Source organism: Actinosynnema sp. CA-299493 (genome assembly GCF_050946825.1).
Classification (GTDB): domain Bacteria; phylum Actinomycetota; class Actinomycetes; order Mycobacteriales; family Pseudonocardiaceae; genus Actinosynnema.
Genome location: NZ_CP191993.1, coordinates 7,170,427 through 7,192,993 on the forward strand (window position 1 = coordinate 7,170,427; position 22,567 = coordinate 7,192,993).

General features: G+C 73.8%; 22 protein-coding genes. 4 read left to right on the forward strand and 18 right to left on the reverse strand.

From position 1 onward, the window contains the following. Window positions 1–120: 120 nt before the first annotated feature. From whiA to ACQPYE_RS30075, 7 genes are all read right to left on the reverse strand, one after another. A complete protein-coding gene (whiA, locus tag ACQPYE_RS30045; protein WP_053721404.1) occupies window positions 121–1,107 on the reverse strand; it encodes a DNA-binding protein WhiA in 987 nt (328 codons plus the stop codon). Beyond that, on the reverse strand, window positions 1,098–2,129 hold the full coding sequence (locus tag ACQPYE_RS30050; RefSeq protein ID WP_498716201.1) for a gluconeogenesis factor YvcK family protein: 1,032 nt from the start codon (window positions 2,127–2,129) through the stop codon (window positions 1,098–1,100). The genes whiA and ACQPYE_RS30050 overlap by 10 nt, the downstream gene beginning before the upstream one ends. Continuing rightward, a complete protein-coding gene (gene rapZ / locus ACQPYE_RS30055; protein WP_170232487.1) occupies window positions 2,126–2,983 on the reverse strand; it encodes an RNase adapter RapZ in 858 nt (285 codons plus the stop codon). The genes ACQPYE_RS30050 and rapZ overlap by 4 nt, the downstream gene beginning before the upstream one ends. 26 nt (window positions 2,984–3,009) lie before the next feature. Beyond that, entirely contained in the window at window positions 3,010–4,953 is a 1,944-nt protein-coding gene (uvrC, locus tag ACQPYE_RS30060) for an excinuclease ABC subunit UvrC (protein ID WP_498716202.1), read from the reverse strand. A gap of 112 nt (window positions 4,954–5,065) precedes the next feature. Continuing rightward, the gene (locus tag ACQPYE_RS30065; RefSeq protein ID WP_498716204.1) at window positions 5,066–5,527 is read right to left on the reverse strand and encodes a Rieske (2Fe-2S) protein; all 462 of its coding nucleotides are present in this window, start codon (window positions 5,525–5,527) and stop codon (window positions 5,066–5,068) included. Window positions 5,528–5,627: 100 nt separating this feature from the next. Further along, window positions 5,628–6,038 (reverse strand): Rieske (2Fe-2S) protein, encoded by a 411-nt coding sequence (locus ACQPYE_RS30070; protein WP_498716206.1) that lies wholly within the window; start codon window positions 6,036–6,038, stop codon window positions 5,628–5,630. A 14-nt stretch (window positions 6,039–6,052) separates the two neighbouring features. Then, window positions 6,053–6,544 (reverse strand): hypothetical protein, encoded by a 492-nt coding sequence (locus tag ACQPYE_RS30075; protein WP_498716208.1) that lies wholly within the window; start codon window positions 6,542–6,544, stop codon window positions 6,053–6,055. A 275-nt stretch (window positions 6,545–6,819) separates the two neighbouring features. On the opposite strand from ACQPYE_RS30075, the gene ACQPYE_RS30080 reads away from it, so the two are divergent. Genes ACQPYE_RS30080 through ACQPYE_RS30090 form a run of 3 tightly spaced genes read left to right on the forward strand, consistent with a single transcriptional unit; the run spans window position 6,820 to window position 9,862 of the window. Further along, window positions 6,820–8,376: a helix-turn-helix domain-containing protein gene (locus ACQPYE_RS30080; RefSeq protein ID WP_498716210.1), complete on the forward strand. Its 1,557-nt coding sequence runs from the start codon at window positions 6,820–6,822 to the stop codon at window positions 8,374–8,376. Between the two features lie 2 nt (window positions 8,377–8,378). Further along, window positions 8,379–8,861, forward strand: coding sequence for a hypothetical protein (locus ACQPYE_RS30085; RefSeq protein ID WP_498716212.1), 483 nt, complete (start codon window positions 8,379–8,381; stop codon window positions 8,859–8,861). 44 nt (window positions 8,862–8,905) lie between these two features. Beyond that, window positions 8,906–9,862 carry a helix-turn-helix transcriptional regulator gene (locus tag ACQPYE_RS30090; RefSeq protein WP_498716213.1) on the forward strand — a complete coding sequence of 319 codons (957 nt, stop codon included), beginning with the start codon at window positions 8,906–8,908 and terminating at the stop codon, window positions 9,860–9,862. 3 nt (window positions 9,863–9,865) lie between these two features. Here the strand turns inward: ACQPYE_RS30090 and ACQPYE_RS30095 are convergent, their stop codons facing one another. The 7 genes from ACQPYE_RS30095 to rpe form a co-directional block, all read right to left on the reverse strand. Further along, window positions 9,866–11,203 carry a M28 family peptidase gene (locus ACQPYE_RS30095; RefSeq protein WP_498716215.1) on the reverse strand — a complete coding sequence of 446 codons (1,338 nt, stop codon included), beginning with the start codon at window positions 11,201–11,203 and terminating at the stop codon, window positions 9,866–9,868. 209 nt (window positions 11,204–11,412) lie between these two features. After that, window positions 11,413–11,862, reverse strand: coding sequence for a PH domain-containing protein (locus ACQPYE_RS30100; RefSeq protein ID WP_498716218.1), 450 nt, complete (start codon window positions 11,860–11,862; stop codon window positions 11,413–11,415). Continuing rightward, window positions 11,859–12,338: a 6,7-dimethyl-8-ribityllumazine synthase gene (gene ribH, locus ACQPYE_RS30105; protein WP_498716220.1), complete on the reverse strand. Its 480-nt coding sequence runs from the start codon at window positions 12,336–12,338 to the stop codon at window positions 11,859–11,861. Before ribH ends, ACQPYE_RS30100 begins: the two co-directional genes overlap by 4 nt. After that, entirely contained in the window at window positions 12,335–13,603 is a 1,269-nt protein-coding gene (locus ACQPYE_RS30110) for a bifunctional 3,4-dihydroxy-2-butanone-4-phosphate synthase/GTP cyclohydrolase II (protein WP_498716221.1), read from the reverse strand. The genes ribH and ACQPYE_RS30110 overlap by 4 nt, the downstream gene beginning before the upstream one ends. Further along, a complete protein-coding gene (locus tag ACQPYE_RS30115; RefSeq protein ID WP_498716223.1) occupies window positions 13,600–14,211 on the reverse strand; it encodes a riboflavin synthase in 612 nt (203 codons plus the stop codon). Before ACQPYE_RS30115 ends, ACQPYE_RS30110 begins: the two co-directional genes overlap by 4 nt. Before the next feature lie 9 nt (window positions 14,212–14,220). After that, a complete protein-coding gene (ribD, locus tag ACQPYE_RS30120) occupies window positions 14,221–15,216 on the reverse strand; it encodes a bifunctional diaminohydroxyphosphoribosylaminopyrimidine deaminase/5-amino-6-(5-phosphoribosylamino)uracil reductase RibD (protein WP_498723012.1) in 996 nt (331 codons plus the stop codon). Window positions 15,217–15,230: 14 nt separating this feature from the next. After that, a complete protein-coding gene (rpe, locus tag ACQPYE_RS30125) occupies window positions 15,231–15,881 on the reverse strand; it encodes a ribulose-phosphate 3-epimerase (RefSeq protein WP_498723013.1) in 651 nt (216 codons plus the stop codon). Window positions 15,882–16,045: 164 nt separating this feature from the next. Between rpe and ACQPYE_RS30130 the strand changes: the two genes are divergently transcribed. Then, a complete protein-coding gene (locus tag ACQPYE_RS30130) occupies window positions 16,046–16,684 on the forward strand; it encodes an SDR family NAD(P)-dependent oxidoreductase (protein ID WP_498716225.1) in 639 nt (212 codons plus the stop codon). Between the two features lie 183 nt (window positions 16,685–16,867). On the opposite strand, the gene ACQPYE_RS30135 is transcribed toward ACQPYE_RS30130, so the two are convergent. The 4 genes from ACQPYE_RS30135 to fmt all read right to left on the reverse strand — a co-directional run bounded on the left by ACQPYE_RS30135 (window position 16,868) and on the right by fmt (window position 22,552). Further along, window positions 16,868–19,546: a helix-turn-helix transcriptional regulator gene (locus tag ACQPYE_RS30135; protein WP_498716226.1), complete on the reverse strand. Its 2,679-nt coding sequence runs from the start codon at window positions 19,544–19,546 to the stop codon at window positions 16,868–16,870. Between the two features lie 36 nt (window positions 19,547–19,582). Further along, a complete protein-coding gene (locus ACQPYE_RS30140; protein WP_498716228.1) occupies window positions 19,583–20,134 on the reverse strand; it encodes a flavoprotein in 552 nt (183 codons plus the stop codon). A 64-nt stretch (window positions 20,135–20,198) separates the two neighbouring features. Further along, the gene (locus ACQPYE_RS30145) at window positions 20,199–21,626 is read right to left on the reverse strand and encodes an RsmB/NOP family class I SAM-dependent RNA methyltransferase (RefSeq protein WP_498716230.1); all 1,428 of its coding nucleotides are present in this window, start codon (window positions 21,624–21,626) and stop codon (window positions 20,199–20,201) included. After that, window positions 21,623–22,552, reverse strand: a complete 930-nt coding sequence (gene fmt, locus ACQPYE_RS30150) for a methionyl-tRNA formyltransferase (protein WP_498716232.1) — start codon at window positions 22,550–22,552, stop codon at window positions 21,623–21,625. Before fmt ends, ACQPYE_RS30145 begins: the two co-directional genes overlap by 4 nt. Between the last annotated feature and the right edge of the window lie 15 nt (window positions 22,553–22,567).

The following is a 22,567-nucleotide window of genomic DNA, read 5'->3' on the forward strand; positions in this document are numbered from 1 at the left end:
GTGCGGCACGTCCTGAGCGTTCAACTCGGGGGTCCTGAACGTAGGACACGGTCGTTCCGAACGTAGGACACGAGTGTTCCGAACGTAGGACTCGCGCGGGCTGGAGGTAGGACTCTCGCGTCAGACCTCGGCGTCGAGCATGTCGGCGGTCACGGCGGACTCGGTGTCGGGCATGCCCAGCTCCTTGGCCCGCTTGTCCGCCATCGCCAGCAGCCGGCGGATGCGGCCCGCGACGGCGTCCTTGGTCATCTGCGGGTCGGACAGCTGGCCCAGCTCCTCCAGGGACGCCTGGCGGTGGGCCAGGCGCAGGGCGCCCGCGGCGGCCAGGTGGTCCGGCGCCTCGGCGCCCAGGATCTCCAGCGCGCGCTGGACGCGAGCGGCGGCGGCCACGGCCGCGCGGGCCGAGCGGCGCAGGTTGGCGTCGTCGAAGTTCGCCAGGCGGTTCGCCGTCGCGCGCACCTCGCGGCGCATCCGGCGCTCCTCCCAGGCCAGCACGCTGTCGTGCGCGCCGAGCCTGGTCAGCATCGCGCCGATCGCGTCGCCATCCCTTATCACCACGCGCTCCGCGCCGCGCACCTCGCGCGACTTCGAGCCGATGCCCATCCGCCGGGCCGCGCCGACCAGCGCCAGCGCCGCCTCCGGCCCCGGGCAGGTCACCTCCATCGACGACGACCGGCCCGGCTCGGTCAGCGAGCCGTGCGCCAGGAACGCGCCGCGCCACGCCGCCTCCGCGTCGCACACCCCGCCCGACACCACCGGCGCGGGCAGGCCGCGCACCGGGCGTCCGCGCGGGTCCAGCAGACCCGTCTGCCTGGCCAGCCCCTCGCCGTCCTTCACCACGCGCACCACGAACCGGGTGCCCTTGCGCAGCCCGCTGGAGGTGATGGTGAACACGTCCGACTGGTGCCCGTACAGCTCGTGGATCTCGCGGCGCAGCCGACGCGCCGTCGAACCCAGGTCCAGCTCCGCCTCGACGACCACCCGGCCGCCCACGATGTGCAGCCCGCCCGCGAACCGCAGCAACGAGGCGACCTCCGCGCGGCGACAGCAGGTCTTGGAGACGGCCAGCCTGCTCAGCTCGTCCTTCACCGCCGACGTCATCGCCACGGCGCCTCGCCTCCCCTGCTCGTCCGGTCTTCCTGGAGGGTTGTACTCGACGCCCCGCCGGTCTCGTCACCAGGGCCGGCCAACGCCCGGGTGATGCCCGACGCCAGCGCGGTCGGGTCGTGCCGGTCGGGCGCGCCGGCCACCGCGATGGGCGCGAGGTGCGCCGCAGCGCCGAGAGCTGCGGCGGCCCTGCGCAGCCGGTCCGGCACGGGCACCGCGTCGACGTCCGCGATCACCGCGTCCACCCGCAGGGCGGGCGCGTGGGCGCACAGGACGTCCAGGTGCAGCTCCGGCGAGAAGCCGTCGGTTTCCCCCGGTTGGGGGACGAGGTTGAGCACGACCACCTTCCGCGCCGACGTGCGCACCAGGGCGTCGTGCAGCTCGGGCACGAGCAGGTGCGGCAGCACGCTGGTGAACCAGGAGCCCGGCCCGAGCACCACGACGTCCGCCGCGAGCACCGCCTCCACCGCCTCCGGGCAGCCGCGCGGCGCCTCACCCGGGCCGCCGGGCCCGTTGAGCCGGATCCGCTGCACGCGTCCCGGCGTGGTGGCGACGGCGACCTGGCCCCGGATGCGGCGCACCACGTCGTCGTCATCGTCGAGCCCGGTCACGTCGGCCTCGATCGACAGCGGCTCGGTGCACATCGGCAGCACGCGACCGCGCACGCCGAGCAGCCGTCCCGCCTCCTCCAGCACCGCCACCGGGTCGCCGAGCTGCTCGAACAGGCCAGCCAGCACGAGGTTGCCCACCGCGTGCCCGGCGAGCGCGCCGGTGCCGCCGAAGCGGTGCTGGAACAACGTCGACCACAACGCGCTCGACTCGTCGGCGCCCGCCAGCGCCACCATCGCCTTGCGCAGGTCGCCGGGCGGCAGCAGGCCCAGCTCGCGGCGCAGCCGCCCCGAGGAGCCGCCGTCGTCCGCGACCGTCACCACGGCCGTCACGTCGTCGGTCACCCGGCGCAGGGCGGTGAGCGTGGCGTGCAGCCCGTGCCCACCGCCCAGCGCTACCGCTCTGAAGCTCACTCGCGTCCCAGGTCCCGGTGCACGACCTTGACGGCCATGCCGTCCTCGCTGGCCAACCGGCCCGCGAGCTCCTCGGAGATGGCCACGCTGCGGTGCTTGCCGCCGGTGCAGCCGACCGCCAGCGTCAGGTACCGCTTGCCCTCGCGCCGGTAGCCGGCGCCGATCAGCCGCAGCAGCTCGTGGTAGCGGTCCAGGAACTCCTCCGCGCCCTCCTGCGTGAGCACGTAGTTGCGCACGTCGCCGTCCAGGCCGGTCTGCTCGCGCAGCTCGGGGATCCAGAACGGGTTCGGCAGGAACCGCACGTCCATGACCAGGTCGGCGTCCATCGGCAGGCCGTACTTGTAGCCGAACGACAGCACCGTGACGCGGGTGCGGGTCGCCGACTCCGTGCCGAAGGTGTCCTCGATCTTGGCCCGCAGCTGGTGCACCGACAGCGCCGAGGTGTCCAGCACCAGGTCGGCCTCCTCGCGCAACGGCGTCAGGAGGATCCGCTCGGCCTCGATGCCGTCGGCCAGCCGGCCGTCCGCCTGCAACGGGTGGCCGCGCCGCACCGACTCGAACCGGCGGATCAGCACGTCGTCGGTGGCCTCCAGGAACAGCACCTTCGGCTTGTAGCCGCGCGCGTCCAGGTCCTTGATCACCGCCGCCAGGTCCTCGGTGAACGCGCGGCTGCGCACGTCCATCACCACCGCGACCCTGGTGATCGCGCCCCTCGCCTGCGCGCCGAGCTCCACCATGGTCGCGATCAGCTCGGGCGGCAGGTTGTCCACCACGAACCAGCCCAGGTCCTCCAGGCACTTCGCGGCCGTGCTGCGGCCCGCCCCCGACAGGCCCGTCACCACCGCGACTTCGATGCCGGACTTCTCGCCGGCCGGTGCGCTCACGTTCGCTCCCCTTCGGTGCCCGCCGTGCCCAACGTCGCGTGCACGGCCTCCGCGGTGCGCCGGCCCACTCCGGGCACACCGCTGATCTCCTCGACGCTCGCCTCGCGCAACTTCTTCAGCGAGCCGAAGTGCTTCAACAACGCGGCCTTGCGCGTCTGACCCAGCCCCGGGACGTCGTCCAGCGCCGAGGCCGTCATCCGCTTGGACCGCTTCTGCCGGTGGTAGGCGATGGCGAACCGGTGCGCCTCGTCGCGCACCCGTTGCAGCAGGTACAGGGCCTCGCTGGTGCGGGGCAGGATCACCGGGTCCGGCTCGCCGGGCACCCACACCTCCTCCAGCCGCTTCGCCAGGCCGACCACGGCGACGTCGGTGATGCCCAGCTCCGCCAAGACGTCGGAGGCTACCTGCGCCTGCGGCGCGCCGCCGTCCACCACCAGCAGGTTCGGCGCGTACGCGAACCTGCGCGGCTTGCCCGTCTCCGGGTCGATGCCGGGCGTCGCGCCACCGGTGTCCTTGTTGTCGCGCAGGTAGGCCTGGAACCGCCGCCGCACCACCTCGGCGATCGAGCCGACGTCGCCCTGCTCGGCGCCCTCCCGCACGGCGAACCGGCGGTACTCGGACTTGCGCGCCAGGCCGTCCTCGAACACCACCAGCGACGCCACCACGTCCGTGCCCTGCACGTGGCTGATGTCGGTGCACTCGATCCGCAGCGGCGCCGTGTCCAGGCCCAGCGCCTCCTGGAGCTCCTGCAACGCCGCGGAGCGGGCCGTCAGGTCGCCGGCGCGGCGCAGCTTGTGCTGCTGGAACGCCTCCTTGGCGTTGCGCTCCACGGTCTCCATGAGCGCCCGCTTGTCACCGCGCTGCGGCACCCGCAGGGCGACCCGGCTGCCGCGCAGGGCCGACAGCCACTTCTCGACCGCCTCGGCGTCGTCGGGCAGCTCCGGCACCAGCACCTCGCGCGGCACCGGCGCCGACTCCACGCCACCGGCCCGCGCCGACTCGGCCTGCTCGCCGTAGAACTGGGTGACGAACTGGTCCACCAGGCCGGTCACGCCGCTCTCGTCGACCTTGTCGACCACCCAGCCGCGCTGGCCGCGCACCCGGCCGCCGCGCACGTGGAAGACCTGGACCGACACCTCCAGATCGTCCTGCGCGAACGCGACCACGTCGGCGTCCGTGCCGTCGCCGAGGACGACGGCCTGCTTCTCCAGCGCCCGCTTGAGGGCGGCCTGGTCGTCGCGCAGGCGGGCCGCCTTCTCGAACTCCAGCTCCTCCGCGGCGGCCATCATCTCGCGTTCGAGGCGGCGCACCATCGAGTCCGTCCGGCCGGCCAGGAAGTCGCAGAAGTCCTCGACGATGTCGCGGTGCTCGTCCGGGCTGACCCGGCCCACGCACGGCGCGGAGCACTTGTCGATGTAGCCGAGCAGGCAGGGGCGGCCCATCTGGCCGTGGCGCTTGAACACGCCGGCCGAGCAGGTGCGCGCCGGGAAGACGCGCAGCAGCAGGTCCAGCGTCTCGCGGATCGCCCAGGCGTGCGCGTACGGGCCGAAGTAGCGCACGCCCTTGCGGCGCGGGCCGCGGTAGACGTGCAGGCGGGGGAACTCCTCGTGCAACGTCACGGCCAGGACCGGGTACGACTTGTCGTCGCGGTAGCGGACGTTGAAGCGCGGGTCGAACTCCTTGATCCAGTTGTACTCCAGCTGGAGGGCCTCGACCTCGGTGCCGACGACGGTCCACTCGACGCTCGCGGCGGTGGTCACCATCTGCCGGGTGCGCGGGTGCAGGCCGGTGATGTCGGCGAAGTAGGAGTTCAGGCGTTGGCGCAGGCTCTTGGCCTTGCCGACGTACACCACGCGACCGCCGGCGTCGCGGAACTTGTAGACGCCGGGGGCTTCGGGGATGGTGCCTGTCGCAGGGCGATAGGTCGACGGATCGGCCACAGGCAAAGCGTACGTGGGAGCACCGACAGCCTCGCCGTGGCCGACCCCGCGCCGGGCCGGCCAGGTCTGCTACCGGTTCCCCGGCCGGGGGGCGGCCCGGCCGGGCGGCAGGTCAGGCGGGCACGACCTGGCCGGCCTCCACCTTCACCGGCACCTCCGCCAGGCCCTTCGTGGCCGGGCCCTTGGTCACCGCGCCGTCCGCGGCGTTGAAGGTGCTGCCGTGGTTCGGGCACGTGATCACGCCGCCCTCCGGCGGCGACACGGCGGTGCCCTGGTGCGGGCAGGTGGCGTCGTAGGCCTTGACCGTCTCGCCGGTGCGCACCAGCACGAGCGGCTTGCCGTTGGCCGGGTTGCCGGCGATCATCCCGCCGCCCTCGGGCACGTCGGCCAGCGCCGCGATGATCGGGGGGCCGGCCGGGGTGGTGCCGCCGGGGGCCGTGCCGCCGGTGGTGCCGGCGCCGCTCGGGGTGGTCCCGCTGCCGCACGCGGCCAGGCCGCCCGGGACCGCCAGCGCGACCAGCACGCCGCACAGCATCGAGCGACGGGACAGTCCTGTCTTCTCCAAGGAGCTCAACGCAGGTCCTCCGCTAAGTGGTGGTGGGTAGTCGTCCGGTACACGCAATACGACAGCACGTGAAGCGGGGTTCAACACTTCCACCACTTGGGACGGTTCTTCAGGAAAGCACCACGTCCGGACCGGACACCGCGACCGCCACCTCGGCCAGCCCGCGCGGCGACGGGCCGGCCAGCACCGCGCCCGTCGCCGGGTCGAACGCGCTGCGGTGCGTGGGGCAGCTGATCGTGCCGGCGGCGGGCGGGTTGACCGTCGTGCCCTGGTGCGGACAGGCCGGGTTGAACGCCCGCACCTCCGACTCCGACGGCCTGACCAGCAGCAACTGGCCGTCGCCGCCGACGTCGACCAGTGCGCCGGAGCCCACCGGGACGTCGGCGAGCCCGGCTAGGCGGTCACCCGCGCGGGCCGAGCCGACGCCCGGCCGGCGCGTCGGCTCGCCCGTGCCGCAGGCGGTCGCCGGCACGCCCGCGGTCAGGGCGAGCAGGCCGCACAGCAACGTCCGTCGGTCCACCCGCCCATCCTCGCCTACCGGTCCTTCGTCACCGCCGTCCGGGCCAGCGCCAGCACCGCCGTGAACGGCGGGAACCAGTGCCGGGAGTGCGACGGCGGGTTCGCCCACCTCAGCGACCCGTAGCGGGTCATCGTCGGCGGCAGCGCGATGCGCTGCGGCGAGCGGACGAACTGGACCTCGGCGGGCGCCTTCAGGTGCGTGGGCAGCAGGGCGACCAGCTCGGCGAGGAAGATCCAGTGCTCCCGGGGCCCGGGGATGACGGTGACGGGACCGGCGAGCATCCTGGCCTTGAGGTCGGCCAGGACGCGGGAGCCGATGCGGGCGGGCATGGCCAGGGCGGTGGTGGCGGGTCCGAGCGGCAGGAAGACGCCCTGCTCGGTGACGGACACCTTCCAGCCCAGCAGCCGGTAGCCCGCGATCGCCTCGCCGAGTGCCTGCTGGTGCGCGCGGTCGCGTGGTCCGTATCGCGGGCCGTTGTCGGCGGTGGTGGCGGCGGTGATGCTCATCGGCGGAGGTCCCTCCCCGGTCGGGTGGAGTGGGCGGCGTGCGCGGGCCGCGGGGGTCGTCCCGGCACTGGCACACCACGAAGCGTCGACCCGGTCCGGGCGTTTCACCACACCGTTGTCGGGTCGGATCCATGCACCGGGCGGATCACCGCCATCCACCACCCGGCGTCACGGGGTCCCCGGCCGGGGGCCCACCCCGCCTTATGCACGAAATGCATGGACTCCTGATCACATCTCTATACACTGGTGACCACGCTCAGTGACGGGAGCGAGCCATGGAACGGAAAGCTCGAAGAGCAGCCAGTACCAGGCGCGCATGCCCGACGTGCGGGGCGCTGATCGCCGCCGACAACACCGACCGGCTCTGCCAGCGTTGTCGCCGCAACGCGCGGACCGAGCTCTACGGACCACCCGGGGTACCCGGGGACTTCTGGGACCACGAGGCGATGGCCGCCGCGTTCTCCGACCGGGACATGGGCGCCCTCCTCGCCGCCTACCGGCACCACCCCCAGCACGTCAGTCGCGTCACCCAAGACCGCATGGCGTCCTGGCTGGGGATCTCCCAGGCGCAGCTGTCGCGGTACGAGACCGGTGAGAACCCGATCGACCGGATCGACCGGCTGCGCCACTTCGCCAGGGCGCTCGGCGTCCCGGCCGACCGACTGTGGTTCGACCGCGTCGGAATCCCAAGCCAGGCGGACGCCGATCGCGGCGCCCCGCCCGATGTGCTCGCCGCGGCGTGGGACGCGTCGAGCATTGCCAGATCGGTCGAGGAGACGGCGAGGAACGACTTGGCGATCAGCAGACGAGCGGCGCTCACCGGAGCCGCCGCGGTGGCGATGGGTCCCGCACTGGTCGAACCGTTGCAGCGGTGGCTGCACCCCTTGCAGCCCCTCTCCAAGTGGTCGTCCAGCGCGGCGATCAGCGAGGAGGAGCTGGCGGCGCTGCAACGCGTCGCCGACGGGCTGCGCGGGTGGGGTGGCCGGGGCGGGTACGGGTTGGCGCGCAAGGCGGTGCTCGGGCAGTTGGAGGAACTGGCCGAGCGGTTGTCGCGGGCGCCGGCGGGCCCGACCACGGAACGGGCCTTCTTCATCGGGGCCGAGCTGTCCAAGGTGGCGGCGAGCATGTCCTGGGACGCGGGCATGCACGACGCCGCGCAGCGGTACTACGTGCTCGGGGTGCGCATGGCGAAGGCCGGGCGCAACGACCCGTTCGCCGCCCTGTGCCTGGCGGCGATGGCCCGGCAGATGTTCGACCTGGGCCGTCCCGAGGACGGTCTGGAGCTGGTCCAGCTGGGCCAGTACGGCACGCGGCGCAACGCCACCCCGACGTTGCAGGCGCTCCTGCTGACCCGTGAGGCGTGGGCCTACGCGCAGATGGGTCGGGTGCGGGAGTTCCACCGGGCGGTCGGGCAGGCGCAGGACAGCTTCGCGCAGCGGCGGCCCGGTTCGGACCCGTGGTGGCTGGACTCGTTCGACGAGGCGGAGCTGGAGGGGGTCATCGGGGCCCGGATGCGCGACCTGGCCGGGCACGACCCGAAGCAGGCGCCGATGGCGGAGCAGCACATCCGGCGGGCGCTCGACCTGCGCGACCCGGCCAGGGTGCGCAACCGGGCGTTCGACGTCATCGGGCTGGCCCGCACGAAGATGGTGGCGGGCGAGCCCGAGGAGGCGTGCGGGCTGATCCAGCAGGTGCTGCCGACGGCGGTGGGCCTGGCGTCCGGGCGGGTGGTGCGCAAGCTCCAGGACTTCGCCAAGGAGGCCGAGCGGCACCGCGACCTGGCGGTCGTGCGCGACACCCGTGAGGCGATCCGCGGGGTCCGGACGGCCTAGTGATGCGGGTGGGGATCACCGGGCACAGCAAGCTGGCGCCCGATTGCGTCGACGCCGTGCGCGAAGCCATCCGCGCGGCGTTGGAGGCCGAGGCGGCGGGCGGGTCATCCTTGGTCGGGGTGACCTGCCTGGCGCCGGGCGCGGACCAGTTGTTCGCGCGCGCGGTGCTGGAGCTGGGCGGCCGGGTCGAGGTCGTGCTGCCCGCGATGGACTACCGGGACAAGCTGAAGCCGGAGAAGCGGGCCGACTACGACGAGCTGCTGGCGCGGGCGCACGTGGTCAGCGTGCTGCCGAACGAGCTGTCGGGCCGGCACGCGTACGTGATGGCGAACGAGCGGATGCTCGCGTCGGTGGAGCTGCTGATCGCCGTGTGGGACGGCCTGCCCCCGGACGGGCGCGGCGGCACGGCGGACGTCGTGGAGACGGCGCGCGCGTCGGGCGTGCCGGTGGTGGTCGTCTGGCCGGAAGGCGCACGACGCGGCTAGGACGCGGACAGGAGCTGTCCGCGTTGGCCGGCAGACTGCGGCTCATGCTGGAGACCTCGGCCCGTCTGCTCAAGCTGCTGTCGTTGTTGCAGGTGCGCCGCGACTGGACCGGATCGGACCTCGCGCACCGGCTCGGCGTCGACGTCCGGACCGTGCGGCGCGACGTCGACAAGCTGCGCACCCTCGGCTACCCGGTCAACGCCGCGCCGGGCGTGTCGGGCGGCTACCAGCTGGGCGCGGGCGCCGAGCTGCCGCCGTTGCTGCTGGACGACGACGAGGCCGTGGCGGTCGCCGTGGGGTTGCGCACGGCGGCCAACGGCAGCGTGGCGGGCATCGAGGAGACGTCCGTGCGGGCGCTGGCCAAGCTGGAGCAGGTGCTGCCGTCCCGGCTGCGGCGGCGGGTGAACGCGCTCCAGGCGCACACCGTCGCGCTGCCGACGCGCGGGGCGCAGGTCGACCCGGGCACGTTGACCGCGATCGCCATCGCGTGCCGCGACCACCAGCGGCTGCGGTTCCCCTACGCCGGGCGCGACGGCGGCACCCGCCGGCACGTGGAGCCGTTCGGCCTGGCCCACACCGGGCGGCGGTGGTACCTGGTGGCGTGGGACGTGGACAAGGAGGACTGGCGCACGTTCCGGGTGGACCGGATCGAGGAGGAGCCGACGCCGGGCGCCCGCTTCACCCCGCGCGAGCCGCCGGCGGAGGACCTGGCGTCGTACGTGGCGCGGCAGCTGTCCGTCGCGCCGTACCCGCACGAGGCCCGGCTGATCATGCACGCGCCGTACGACGTGGTCGCGGCGCGCACCTCGTACGGCTCGGTGCACCTGGAGCGGATCGACGACGAGCGGACCCGGCTGACGGTCGGCACGCCGTCGTTGGAGGACGTCGGCCCGTGGATCGCGATGATCGGCGTCGACTTCGAGGTCGAGGGCCCGGAGGAGCTGAGGCAGCACCTCCGGGCCACCGCCGGACGCCTGCTGCGCGCGGCCGGCGACACCTGATCGCTAGTCCCGGGCGCAGGCCAGGCGGTAGGCGGCCGCGCCGATCAGCTCCAGCGAGATCTGCAGGCGGTCCGGGCTCACGTTCTGCGCGATCGTGTCCTCGGGGGTGTGGTAGAGCGGTTCCAGCTCGTGCGGGCCGCCCTCGCCGCGCCAGCTGAAGTTCGCCGCCGCGATCCCGCGCTCGTGGAACGGCACGTGGTCGCTGCTGCCGCGCGGCACCGGGCCGTGCGCCTGCGCGCCGTAGCCCAGGCGGGCCGCGGCCGCCGCGACCTGCGCGGTCGTGGCGTTGTCGCCGCCGTCCACCGAGAGCAGCCAGTACGCGGTGGCCGGGCCGTGGCTGGTGGCGACCATGTCGTTCTGGAAGACGCCCGCGATGCGCGCCGCGTCCGCGTCGGCCAACTGGTTCACGTAGTGGCGGGAGCCGAGCAGGCCCTGCTCCTCCGAGCCCCACAGCGCGAACCGCAGCGCCTTGTGGGTCGGCAGGTGCCGCAGCACGCGGGCCAGTTCGAGGGTCAGCACCGTGCCGCTGCCGTCGTCGTTCGCGCCGGGCGAGCCGGGCACGCTGTCGTAGTGGGCGGTCACCATGACCACGCCCGCGTCGCGGCCGGGGAACGTCGCCGGCCGTTCGGCGATGACGTTGTGCGAGGTCAGGCCCGCGAGGTGGGTGGTGGAGACGGTCACCGCGACGGCGCCCGCCGCCCGCAGCCGCTCCACGTGCACCTGGGCGACGCCCAGCACCGGCACGGCGACGTTCGCGGTCAACGTCGGGGAGAACGCGCCGGTCTTGCCCGCCGGCGGCGTCGACACCCGGCCGACCAGCACGGCCGCCGCGCCCAGCCGTGCCGCGTCCAGCACCGCCGTGGAGCCGGTGGGCACGTTCACCAGCAGCGCGACCTTCCCGGTCAGGTCGGCGGGCAGGGACGCGCCGGTGTCCAGGTCCACCACCGGGCCGCTCGCGGTCACGCCCAGCGCGCCGAAGCGCGACGCGCCCGCGTGCCACGTGTCGGGCCCGACGGTCAGCGTGGACAGGTACTTGTCCGGCACCGCGAACGGCTGCACCGTCACCTGGTAGCGCAGGTCCCGCAGCACGGAGGCGAGGTAGTCGCGGGCCCGGTGCTCGGACTCCGTGCCGCCGATGCGCTGACCGATCCGCTCGCTGAGCACCCGCAGGTGCTCCATCGCCTTGCGCGACCGCACCCGGCCCACCACCGGGTAGTCGCCGAGGAGCAGGTCGGGCCCGTCGGACGCGCCGGGCCGCTGCGCCCGTGCCGCCGGGTTCAAGCCGAGCGTCACCGCGCCCGCCACGGCCGCGGCACCGGTCAGGAGTGAACGTCTGCGCATGTGCGGACCCCCAAGCTCGTAGATCACCCGAACCTAGGCAGGGGCCCGATCCCCTACAAGGGTGCCGTTGGGGGACACCCGTCGGCCAACGGCACCACGACGATCAGCGCTTACGCCGGCACTCCCGACCGGGTACGCGAACGGTGAACTCAGGGGTCCTGAACGTAGGACTCACGCGTCCTGAACGTAGGACTCGCGCGTGGGGGTGATCAGTTGAGGGCGGCTCTGTGCAGGTCGCGGAGGGCGCGGACGGCGGCGACGGCGTGGTCCCGGTCCACCGCCTGGACGGCCATGATCGACACGTACTCGTCGTCCGGCAGCTCCAAACGCGCCCACGACGCGCCGTCCGGGAACGACACGTGCAGCACCTCCGGCCAGGCGAAGCGGTGCGCGGTCACCACGTTGCGCACCTCGACGCCCTCGGCGTCGGCCCGCACCCGCGGCCTGGCCAGCAGCAGCATGCCGCACGCCAGCAGCACGCCCAGGAAGATCATCGCCACCTGGTCGGACGTCCGGAAGATCACGCCGGTCGGCGTGTCGCCCAGCAGCAACCCGACCACGGTGAACACCGCGACCAGGAACACCGCGCTGGCCCAGGCGACCACGCGGATCCTCTTCGGGCGGAACTCGATCACGTCGGCGGCCACGGCGGTCCTCACGAGCCCGCTCGCAGCCCGCGCAGCACGAGGGCCGTGCCCAACGCCGCCATGCACGCCTCGAACCCCTTGTCCTCCGCCGAGTCCGGGAACCCGGCGCGGGCCAGCGCCTGGTCCTCGTCGTCGGTGGTCAGCACACCGTTGCCGACCGGCGTGGACTCGTCCAGCGCCACCCGGGTCAGCCCGGCGGTCAGGGCGTCGCACACGTACTCGAAGTGCGGCGTGCCGCCCCGGATCACCACGCCCAGCGCCACCACCGCGTCGTGCGTGCGGGCCAGTTCCTGCGCCACCACCGGCAGCTCCACCGCGCCCGCCACCCGCACCACCGTCGGCGACGGGACACCGGCCCGCGCCGCCGCGGCCAGCGCCCGCTCGACCAGGTTGTCGGTGATCTTCGTGTGCCAGCGCGTGGCCACGACGCCCAGCGTCAGCCCCGCTGCGTCGGGGACGGCGTCCTCGGGTCGCCCTTCGCCGCTCATTCCGCTCCCTCCGTGGTGGACACCACCGCGCCGCCCTGGGACAGCGCCTCGTACTGCTCGAGCTGGTGCAGCTCGTGCCCCATCCGATCGCGCTTGGTGCGCAGGTACCGCAGGTTCTCCGGGTTGGGCGAGATCGGCAGCGGCACCCGGTCGAGCACGGTCAGCCCGTAGCCCTCCAACCCGACCCGCTTGGCCGGGTTGTTGGTCAGCAGCCGCATCGACTTGATGCCCAGCGAGCTCAGGATCTGCGCGCCGGTGCCGTAGTCGCGGGCGTCGGCGGGCAGCCCGAGGCCCAGGTTCGCGTCCACCGTGTCCGCGCCCCGGTCCTGCAACTGGTAGGCCTGCAACTTGTGCATCAGGCCGATGCCGCGGCCCTCGTGCCCGCGCATGTAGAGCACGACGCCGCGGCCCTGCGCGGCCACCGCCTCCAGCGCCGCGTCCAGCTGCGGGCCGCAGTCGCAGCGCAGCGAGCCGAACACGTCGCCGGTCAGGCACTCCGAGTGCACCCGGACCAGCACGTCCTCGCCGTCGCCGAGGTCGCCGTAGACCATCGCGATGTGCTCGATGCCGTCGAGCTTGCTGTCGTAGCCGACCGCGGTGAACGTGCCGTGCGCGGTCGGGATGCGCGCCTCGGCGACCCGCTCCACCTGCGTCTCCACCCGCCGCCGGTAGGCGATCAGGTCGGCGATGGTGATCAGCACCAGGTCGTGCTTGCGGACGAACAGCTCCAGGTCGTCACGCCGGGCCATGGTGCCGTCGGCGTTGGCGATCTCGCAGATCGCGCCGGCCGGGCGCAGGCCCGCCATCCGGGCCAGGTCGATCGCCGCCTCGGTGTGGCCCGCGCGCCGCAGCACGCCACCCTCCTTGGCGCGCAGCGGGAACACGTGCCCGGGGCGCACCACGTCGTGCGCGGTCGTCGCGGGGTCGGCCAGCAGCCGGATCGTGCGCGCGCGGTCGGCGGCGGAGATGCCGGTGGTGACGCCCTCGCGGGCGTCGACCGACACGGTGAACGCCGTGCCCATCCGCTCCGTGTTGTTCCCGACCATCAGGTCGATGCCCAGCCGGTCCAGCGCCTCGGGCTCCATCGGCGTGCACAGCAGGCCGCGGCACTCGGCCATGGTGAACGCCACCAGCTCCGGGGTGGCCTTCTCCGCCGCGAAGATCAGGTCGCCCTCGTTCTCGCGGTCCTCGTCGTCCACGACGACGACGGGCCTGCCCGCGGCGATCTCCGCGATGGCCCGCTCGATGTCGGCGAAGTCCTTCACCGGGCCTCCTCGGCGCGCAGGTGGGGCAGCGCGAGCCGCTCGACGTACTTCGCGAGCACGTCCACCTCCAGGTTGACGTGGTCGCCCGGCGCACGCCGGCCGAGGGTGGTGAGCTCCAACGTGGTCGGGATCAGGCTCACCGAGAACTGGTCCTCCGAGACGGCCACCACGGTCAGCGACACGCCGTCCACGGTGATCGAGCCCTTCTCCACCACGTACCGCGCCAGGGCCGGCGGCAGTCCGAAGTGGACGATCTCCCAGTGCTCGGCCTTCTCCCTGGCCAGCACCACGCCGGTGCCGTCCACGTGGCCCTGCACGATGTGGCCGCCCAGGCGCTGGCCGACGGCGGCGGCGCGCTCCAGGTTGACCTGGTCGCCCTCGGCGACCTTGGCCAGGCTGCTGCGGGTCAGCGTCTCGCGCATCACGTCCGCCGTGAACGCGCCCGCGGCGACGTCCACCACGGTGAGGCACACGCCGTTGACCGCGATCGAATCGCCGTGCTTCGCGTCGCTGGTCACCACCGGGCCCGCGATGGTGACGCGGGCCGCGTCCGGCAGGTCGGTGACGGCGACGACCTCACCCAACTCCTCGACGATCCCGGTGAACACCGTTCCTCCTCAACGCGCGGGGACTGCGGAAACCCGCACGTCCGGCCCGCACATACTGACCTGCTCCACGACCAAACCCACAGCGTCGGTGACGGTCGACACGCCCGCGTCCCGCAACGCCTGCGGACCGTCGCCCAGGAACTTGGGGGCGAGGTAGGCGAGCACCCGGTCGACGCGGCCGGCCGCCACGAACGCACCCGCCAGGGTAGGCCCGCCCTCCAGCAGCACGTCGACCACGCCCCGCGCGGCCAGCGCGCCGAGCACGACGTCCGGGTCGTGCGTCCGCAGGTGCATCGTCTCCGCCTCGTCGTCCAGCACACGGGCCCCCGGGGGCAGGTCGCCCGTCCCGACGACGACCCGCAGCGGCTGTCGGACCCCATCCTGCCCCGGACGGGTCCTCCGCGCGGTCAATCTCGGGTCATCCGTGCGGACCGTGCCGGCGCCGACCACGATCGCGTCCACCACCGCGCGGAACTCGTGCACCTCGGCCCGCGACTCCGCCGAGCTGATCCACCGGCTCGTGCCGTCGCCCGCCGCCACCCGCCCGTCGAGGCTGGCCGCGTACTTCCACGTCACGTGGGGCCGCCCGGTCCGCGCGTAGTGCAACCAGGCCCGCAACGGCCCCCGCCGCACGACCTCGCCCGACACGCCCTCCTCGACCCGGACGCCGGCCTCCCGCAACACCGCGGCCCCACCGGCCGCCTTCGGGTTCGGATCCGCCACCGCGAACACCACCCGCGCCACCCCCGCCGCGAGCAACGCCTCGGTGCACGGCGGCGTCCGCCCGTGGTGGGAGCAGGGCTCCAACGTCACCACGGCCGTGCCGCCCCGGGCCGACCCGCCCGCCTCCGCCAACGCCACCACCTCGGCGTGCGGCCCACCCGGCGGCCGGGTGGCCCCGACGCCGACCACCGCACCACCCGCGTCCAGGACCACGCAGCCCACCGGCGGGTTCGGGCTGGTCGTCCCCCGCACCCGCTCACTCGCCGCGACGGCCAGCGCCATCGCCTCGTCCACGGTCACCTGGCGCGCGCCGCCTGCTCGCGCAACCGCTCCAAGGCCGCACCGGGATCCGCCGCGTCGTACACCGCGGATCCGGCCACGAAGCAGTCCACCCCGGCCTCCGCCGCCTGCTCGATCGTGTCCGCGTTGATGCCGCCGTCGATCTCGACCACCAACCGGAGGTGCCCGGTGTCCACCAACCGCCGCGCCAGCCGCACCTTGTCCAGCACCTCGGCCATGAACGACTGCCCGCCGAACCCCGGCTCCACCGACATGACCAGCAACGTGTCGTAGTGCTTCAGCACGTCCACGTACGGCTCCAAGGGCGTGCCCGGCTTCACCGACAACCCCGCCTTCGCCCCCGCCGCGCGCAAGTCCTTCGCCAACTTCACCGGATCCCGCGCCGCCTCCACGTGCACCGTCACGTTATAGGCGCCCGCCTCCGCGTACCCGATGGCCCAGCGGTCCGGGTCGTCGATCATCAGGTGGCAGTCCAGCGGCAGGTCGGTCGCCTCGCGCAGCGACTTCACCACCGGCAGCCCGATGGTCAGGTTGGGCACGAAGTGCGCGTCCATGACGTCCACGTGCAGCCAGTCGGCCGACGGCACGGCGGCGGCCTCGTCGGCGAGTCGGGCGAAATCGGCGGACAGGATGCTCGGGGCGATCATCGGCTGGTGGACCACGGCTGCCGAGTCTAGGCTTCCGCGATTGCCCGGACCGGCCCGGGAGCCACATTTCACCCTCCGCTTTCCGACTACTCACGCGGGTAGTTCCCTAGCCGGTGTGCCTGCCATAACGTGCACACGGGGGCAGCAACTGGGGAGCACTGGGGATGAATGCCGAATTCCGCCACAAGATCGCACTGATCACCGGAGCCTGTTCACCGCTCGGCGCCGAGGTAGTCGAGTCGCTGGCCAGGCAGGGCGCGCTGGTCGCGGCCGTCGACAGCGACGGCGCCAGACTCGCCGACCTCGTCGAACGCCTCCACGCGCAGGGCCTGCGGATCGCCGGCAGGCAGATCGACGTCACGTCCAGCGCGGCCGTGGACGCCCTCGTCGACCAGGTCGAACGCGAGTTCGGCGCCATCGACGCCCTGGTCGCCATGGCGGGCGCCCTGCGCCCCGGCCCGGTCCTCTCGATCACCGACGACGACTGGTCGCACTGCTTCGCGGTCAACGTGGACGGCGTGTTCAACGTCTCCCGCGCGGTCGCCACCAGAATGATCGACCGGGGCAACGGCACGATCGTCGTGGTGCCCGCCCACGTGATCGCCGTACCGCGATCGGGCTTCGCCGCCTACGCCGCATCACGCGCCGCAGCCATCGCCTACACGGAGTGCCTGGCCGTCGAAGTAGCCGCCCACGGCGTCCACTGCACCGTCGTGGCACCCACCGACACCCACCGCGTCGCCGACGAAGTCACATTCCTCCTCACCGACACAACCCCGATCCACAACGCCGTCGGCGCCTGACCGAACATCCCATCACCACACAACCGCCACATCCCCACCAAGGCCCGATGTGACATGGGTTCAGGTGCTTTAGGCTGGTCGAAGCCGGGCAGGCTTGGCGGAACGCTTTACCCCGCCGGGCCTGCCGGCTTTGGCCAGCCTGGAGTGCCCGTAAGGGCCCCATGTCACATCGAGCCGCCCTGCTCACACCTTCGAACTCTTCGAACTCTCCGCGCCCTTCGCGCCCTTCGCGCCCTTCGCGCCCTCCGCGCCCTCCGCACTCTCCTGCTCGTGCGCCAACCTCGCCAACTCCACCCGCGAACTGATCCCGAGCTTCCTGAAGATCCCCCGCAGGTGGTAGTTGACCGTGTGCGGCGACAGGTACAGCTGCTTCGCCACCTGCCGGTTGGTCAACCCGACCCCCACCAGCCGGGCTATGTCCCGCTCCGCCCCCGACAACAACCGCCACTCCTCCGCCGAACCCCCATCCCCACCCCCACCCGCACTCCCACCCGCCGAGCCCCCGGCCCCCTCATCCACACCCACACCCCGTAACCGCGCCAACTCCCCATCCGCCCCCATCCGCTCGAAGATCCGCGACGCCACCGTCGTGTGCGCCGAAGCCCGGACCACCTCACCGGCCTCGGCCAGCACCGCCGCCAGGTCCTCGTTGGCGTTCGCCCGCGCCCACGGGTGCCGATGCCGCTCCGCCACCTCCAGCAACCGCTCCGCGTCCCGGTCCACCAGCGCCCGCGCGTGCCCGGCCGCCACCGACACCGCCTCGAACCCCGGGTTCTCGGCCGCCAACCGCTCGGCCACGTCCACGACCTCGCCCGCCAGCCCGCTGTCCCCCACCGCCGAGGCCTGCCGCACCAACCACGACGCGGCTCCCGGCTCCTCGATCAGCATCCGGCGGGCCGAACCGGGGTCGTCCATCCGCTCCCGCGCCAGCCCGGCGGCCCGCTCCGGCCCGCCCTGGGCGTGCGCCAGCAGCAACTCCACCCAGTCGTACTGCCCCGAGTGCAGCACCGCCTCGCCCGCCGCCAGGTCCGCCCGGTACCGGCGCACGTGCTCGGCCGCCGTCACGACGTCGCCCCGGTGCAACGCCACCGTCGCCAGCACGGTCGACGCGAGCGGCACCAGGATCCGCAACCCGCGGTCCCGGGCGGTCGACAGCCCACGCCGCGCCGTCGCCAGCGCGTGGCCCAGCTCCCCCGCCTGGACCAGCACCCTGGCCCGCGCGATCGTCCGGGCGGTCGGCGCACCCGCGTTCACCGCTTCGTCATCGCACGCCGCCCCGCCCCCCACCGCCCCCTCGCCCACCGGACCACCCCGGCCCACCTCACCCCGGCCCACCTCACCCCGGCCCACCCCATCCCGGACCAACCTCTCCGCCTGCTCGAACTCCCCCAACGCCGACAGCTTCAACGCGAACGACACCGCCGACTGCGACTGCCACCACGCGGTCGGCCGGTCGAGCTCCCAGCGGGTCGACTCACGGCCCCAGTACATGCCCTCGGCGATCTTCCCGGCGCTCCACTCCAGGCACGAGTGGACCGTCGCCGCCATCACCACGTCCGCGTCCGCGGGCTCGCGGTCCCGCGTGGTCAGCACCGACAACGCGTGCGCGCCTGCCCGGCTCCCCGTGGCGAAGTACAGCGACAACAACCGCCCGGCCGCCGCCAGCCGTCGCAACGGCGCGGGCACGCCCGGCGTGGCCAGCACGTGCTCCATCGCGGACACCGCGTCGGCGGGCCGGCCATCCGCCAGCAGGATCCCCGCCAGCACCACGTGCAGCTCCGCCGCCGCACCGGCCGGCACACCACCCACCAGGCTCTGCCGCGCCAGCGCGATGGCGGAGCCGAGCTTGCCGTTGGCGGCCAACGACCGCACCCCGCTCACCGCGACCGCGCCCTGCTGCTCTTCTTCCTCCCCCCACCCCTCGGCGGGTTCGCCCACCTCGGCCTGCCTCGTGCGCAGCACCTCCACGTCGTGCCGCAGGGCGTGCCGCACCGATCCCGGCATCGAGTCGACCACCGCCCGCCACACCAGGTCCGACCCGAACTCCAGGTGCTCGTCGACGCACACCACCAGGCCGGAGGCCAGCACCTCGTCCACCGCGAGCAGCAACGCGCCGGTGGTCTCGTCCATCAGCGCGGCCACGTCCCGGAGCAGGAACGACTTGCCGATCACGGCCGCGACCCGCAGCACCTGGGTGGCCTTCGCCGACATCGCGTCGGCCTGACCGCGCACCGCGGCCCCGACCCGGCGCGGCAGCCACCCGCCGCGCGGACGGGCCACGCCGTCACGCACGTCGAGCCGGCCTTCCTCCTTCAACCCCGCCACCAGTTCGGCGACCAGCCGCGGGTTGCCGCCCGCCCCCGCCGTCAACGAAGCCAGCTCCGGGTGCGGCGCCGCGTCCACCAGGTCGGTGACCATCCGCTCGACCGCGTCGTCGTCGAGCGGCCCGAGCGGGAGCAGCTCCCCGTACCGGCTCAGGGCGTCGCGCACCTCGACGGCCTCGCCGCAGAACGCCACCAGCACCGACACGACCGGCTTCCCGGCACCCACCCCGAACGCCGCCGCCGCCAACTCCAGCAGCGCCGCCGGGTCCTCGTGCGCCTGGTCCACCACGATCAGCAACGGCACCCGATCGTTCTCCACCCGATCGAGTGCCGCCGCCACGTCGGCCGATCCCGCCAACCCGCCACCCGAAACGGGCACGACGGCGTAACCCCGATCACGGGCGACGGCGACCGCCGCACGCAACAGGGACGTCTTTCCGGAGCACGGCGGGCCGTCGATGGCCAGCAGGCCACCGGGCGCGGACAGGAAGCGGAGAACCGAAGCCCATTCACGATCCCGGCCGTACAATTTCGACACAATCCAGACTGCTACGCGTCTCGACTGGCTGTCAATTCAGCCGGTTGCGCCGTTACCGCCGTTTTCACCTAATGCGACGAGCGGCGCCACCCGATCCAGTTCACGCACCACCGACCCGGGGTCGGTCGCGAACACCACCCCGGCGGAGCGCAACACCGCCAGGTGGCCTTCGAACGCGGGGTGGGCCGCCTGGTCGGCGGACACCTGCGGCAGCACCACCATCGGCGCGCGGCGGCCCAACGCCTCGCACAGCACCGTGAGCGCCTGGTTGTCGGCGATCCCCGACGCGAGCTTGGCCAGCGAGTTCGCGGTCGCCGGCGCGAACACGAACGCGTCCGGCACCGGGTGGGGCTTGGGCTCGGTCGGCAGGCGGGACGTCGACCGCACCGGCAACCCGGTCAACGCCCGGAGCGCCTCCGCCCCGGGCTCCATCCACCGGGCCGCGGTGGGGGTGAACGTGATGGCCAACCGCCACCCCCTGTCGGCCAGCGGCCGGGCAAGGGCGTCCACGAACCACCGCTCGACCCCACCCGCCGCCGCCGCGACCACCCCGAGCACCGGCCCACCACCCACCAAACCGCCATCCACCGGCTCACCACTCACCGGCCCACCACCCACCGGACCACCGGCTCACCACCCACCGGGCCACCACTCACACGGGCCGCCGCAGGATCGCGCAGAACATCGCGTCCGTCCCGTGCTTGTGCGGCCACAACTGCACCTGCGGCCCGTCACCCAGATCCGGCACGCCCGGGAAGAACTCCCGCGCGTCCAACCACTCGGCCCCGGTCCGCCGCGCCACGTCGCCCACCACGCCCACGGTCTCCGACAAGTGCGGCGTGCACACCACGTACGCCACCACACCCCCCGGCCTGACCAGCGACAACGCCGCCGTCAGCAGCTCGCGCTGCAACTTCGCCAACGGCGCGACGTCCGACGGCTGCCGCCGCCACCGCGCCTCCGGCCGCCGCCGCAACGCGCCCAGCCCCGTGCACGGCGCGTCCACCAGCACCCGGTCGAACCCGCCCTCCTCCAGCCCGGACTCCCGGCCGTCGGCCACGTGCACCGCGATCGGCAGGTCGCCCATGGCCTTCTTGATCAGCTCCGCCCGGTGCGGCGCCTTCTCGACCGCGTCCATCGACGCGCCCGACAACCGGGCCAACGACCCCAGCAGCACGGCCTTGCCGCCGGGCCCGGCGCACAGGTCCAGCCACCGCTCGTCCCGGCCCTCGACCGGCACCCGCGTCAACGCCACCGCGCACAGCTGGCTGCCCTCGTCCTGCACGGTCGCCAAGCGCTCGCGCACCGGGTCGAGGTCGCCCGGGTCGCCCGAGCCCGTCTCCAGGTGCACCCCGTACGGCGAGTACGGCGCCATCTCCCCACCGGTCATCGCGGCCAGCTCGTCCGCGCCGCACTCACCGGGCCTGGCCGCCAGGTGCACCGCCGGCCGCATGTCGTCGGCGGCCAGCGCCTCCCGCAACGGCTCGCCGCGACTGCCGAGCGCCTCCGCGAACGCTTGCGCGATCCACCGGGGGTGCGCGTTGGCCATGGCGACGTACCCGATCGGGTCGGTGTCCTCGTCCGGCGCGACCTCCTCGACCCAGGCCGCCTCGTCCTGCCCGGTGACCCGCCGCAGCACCGCGTTCGCGAACCCGGCCGCGCCCGAACCCCGGTCGGCGCGCACCAGGTCCACCGTCGAGGCGACGGCCGCGTGGGCCGGGATGCGCGTGCGCAGCAACTGGTACGCGCCCAGCCGCAACGCGTCCAGCACCGCGCCATCCACTTCGGACAGCGGCCGGTCGGTGCACGCCGCCAGCACCGCGTCCAGCAACCCCTGCGCGCGCAGCGACCCGTACGTCAGCTCGGTCGCCAGGGCCGCGTCGCGCCCGGTGATCCGACGTTCCCGCAGGATGCCCGGCAGCACCAGGTTCGCGTAGGCGTCGCGCTGCCGAACGGCGCGCAACGTGTCCAGCGCGGCCTGCCGCGCCGGGTCCTCCACCGGCGGCCGGGCCGGACCGGTGCGCCCGCGTGGGGGGTGCGCCCGCTGGGGGCGGGATGGACGCGAAGACCTCTGGGTCATGAAATCCGTTCCCCCGCCTCGATCCGGGCGCCGCGCGCCCAGTCGGTCGCCGACATCCGCTTCTTGCCTTGCGCCTGCACGTCGCCCAACGCCACCGGGTCGGTGGCCGTCCCGACGAGCACGCGCTTGCGCTCCACCCGGATCTCGCCGGGCGCGAGCGGTTCCTCCGCCTCGACCGGGAGCACCGGGCCGAGCTTGATCCGTTCGCCGCGGAACTCCGCCCACGCGCCGGGGTCCGGCGTCACCGCGCGGGCCACCCGGTCGATCGCGACGGCGGGCGTGCCGAAGTCGAGCCGCGCGTCGTCCACGGCCACCTTCGGCGCGTGGCTGACGCCCTCGTCGGGCTGGTCGACCGGCCGCAGCGTGCCGTCCGCGATGCCGTCCACAGTGGACAGCAGCAGGCGGGCGCCGGACTCGGCGAGCCTGCCGAGCAGGTCACCGGCCGTGTCCCGCTCGCGCACCCGCTCGGTCACCACGCCGAACACCGGGCCCGCGTCCAGCTCCTTGACGATGCGGAACGTGGTCGCGCCGGTGATGTCGTCACCGTGCCGCACGGACGCCTGCACGGGCGCCGCGCCGCGCCAGGCCGGCAGCACCGAGAAGTGCAGGTTCACCCAACCGTGGTGCGGGATCGCCAGGGTGGACTCGGGCAGCAGCGCGCCGTAGGCCACCACCGGGCACAGGTCCGGCTCCAGCTCCGCCAACCGCGCCCGGAACGCCGGGTCGCCCGCCTTGGCCGGCGCCAGCACCTCGATCCCGCGTTCGTCGGCCAGCGCCGCGACCGGGGAGCGCTCCACCCGGCGGCCACGACCGGCGGGCGCGTCCGGCCGGGTCACCACGGCCACGACCTCGTGCCGGCCGGACTCCAGCAGCGCCCGCAACGACGGCAGCGCGACCTCGGGTGTGCCCGCGAAGACCAGCCGCATGTCAGACCCCTCCGC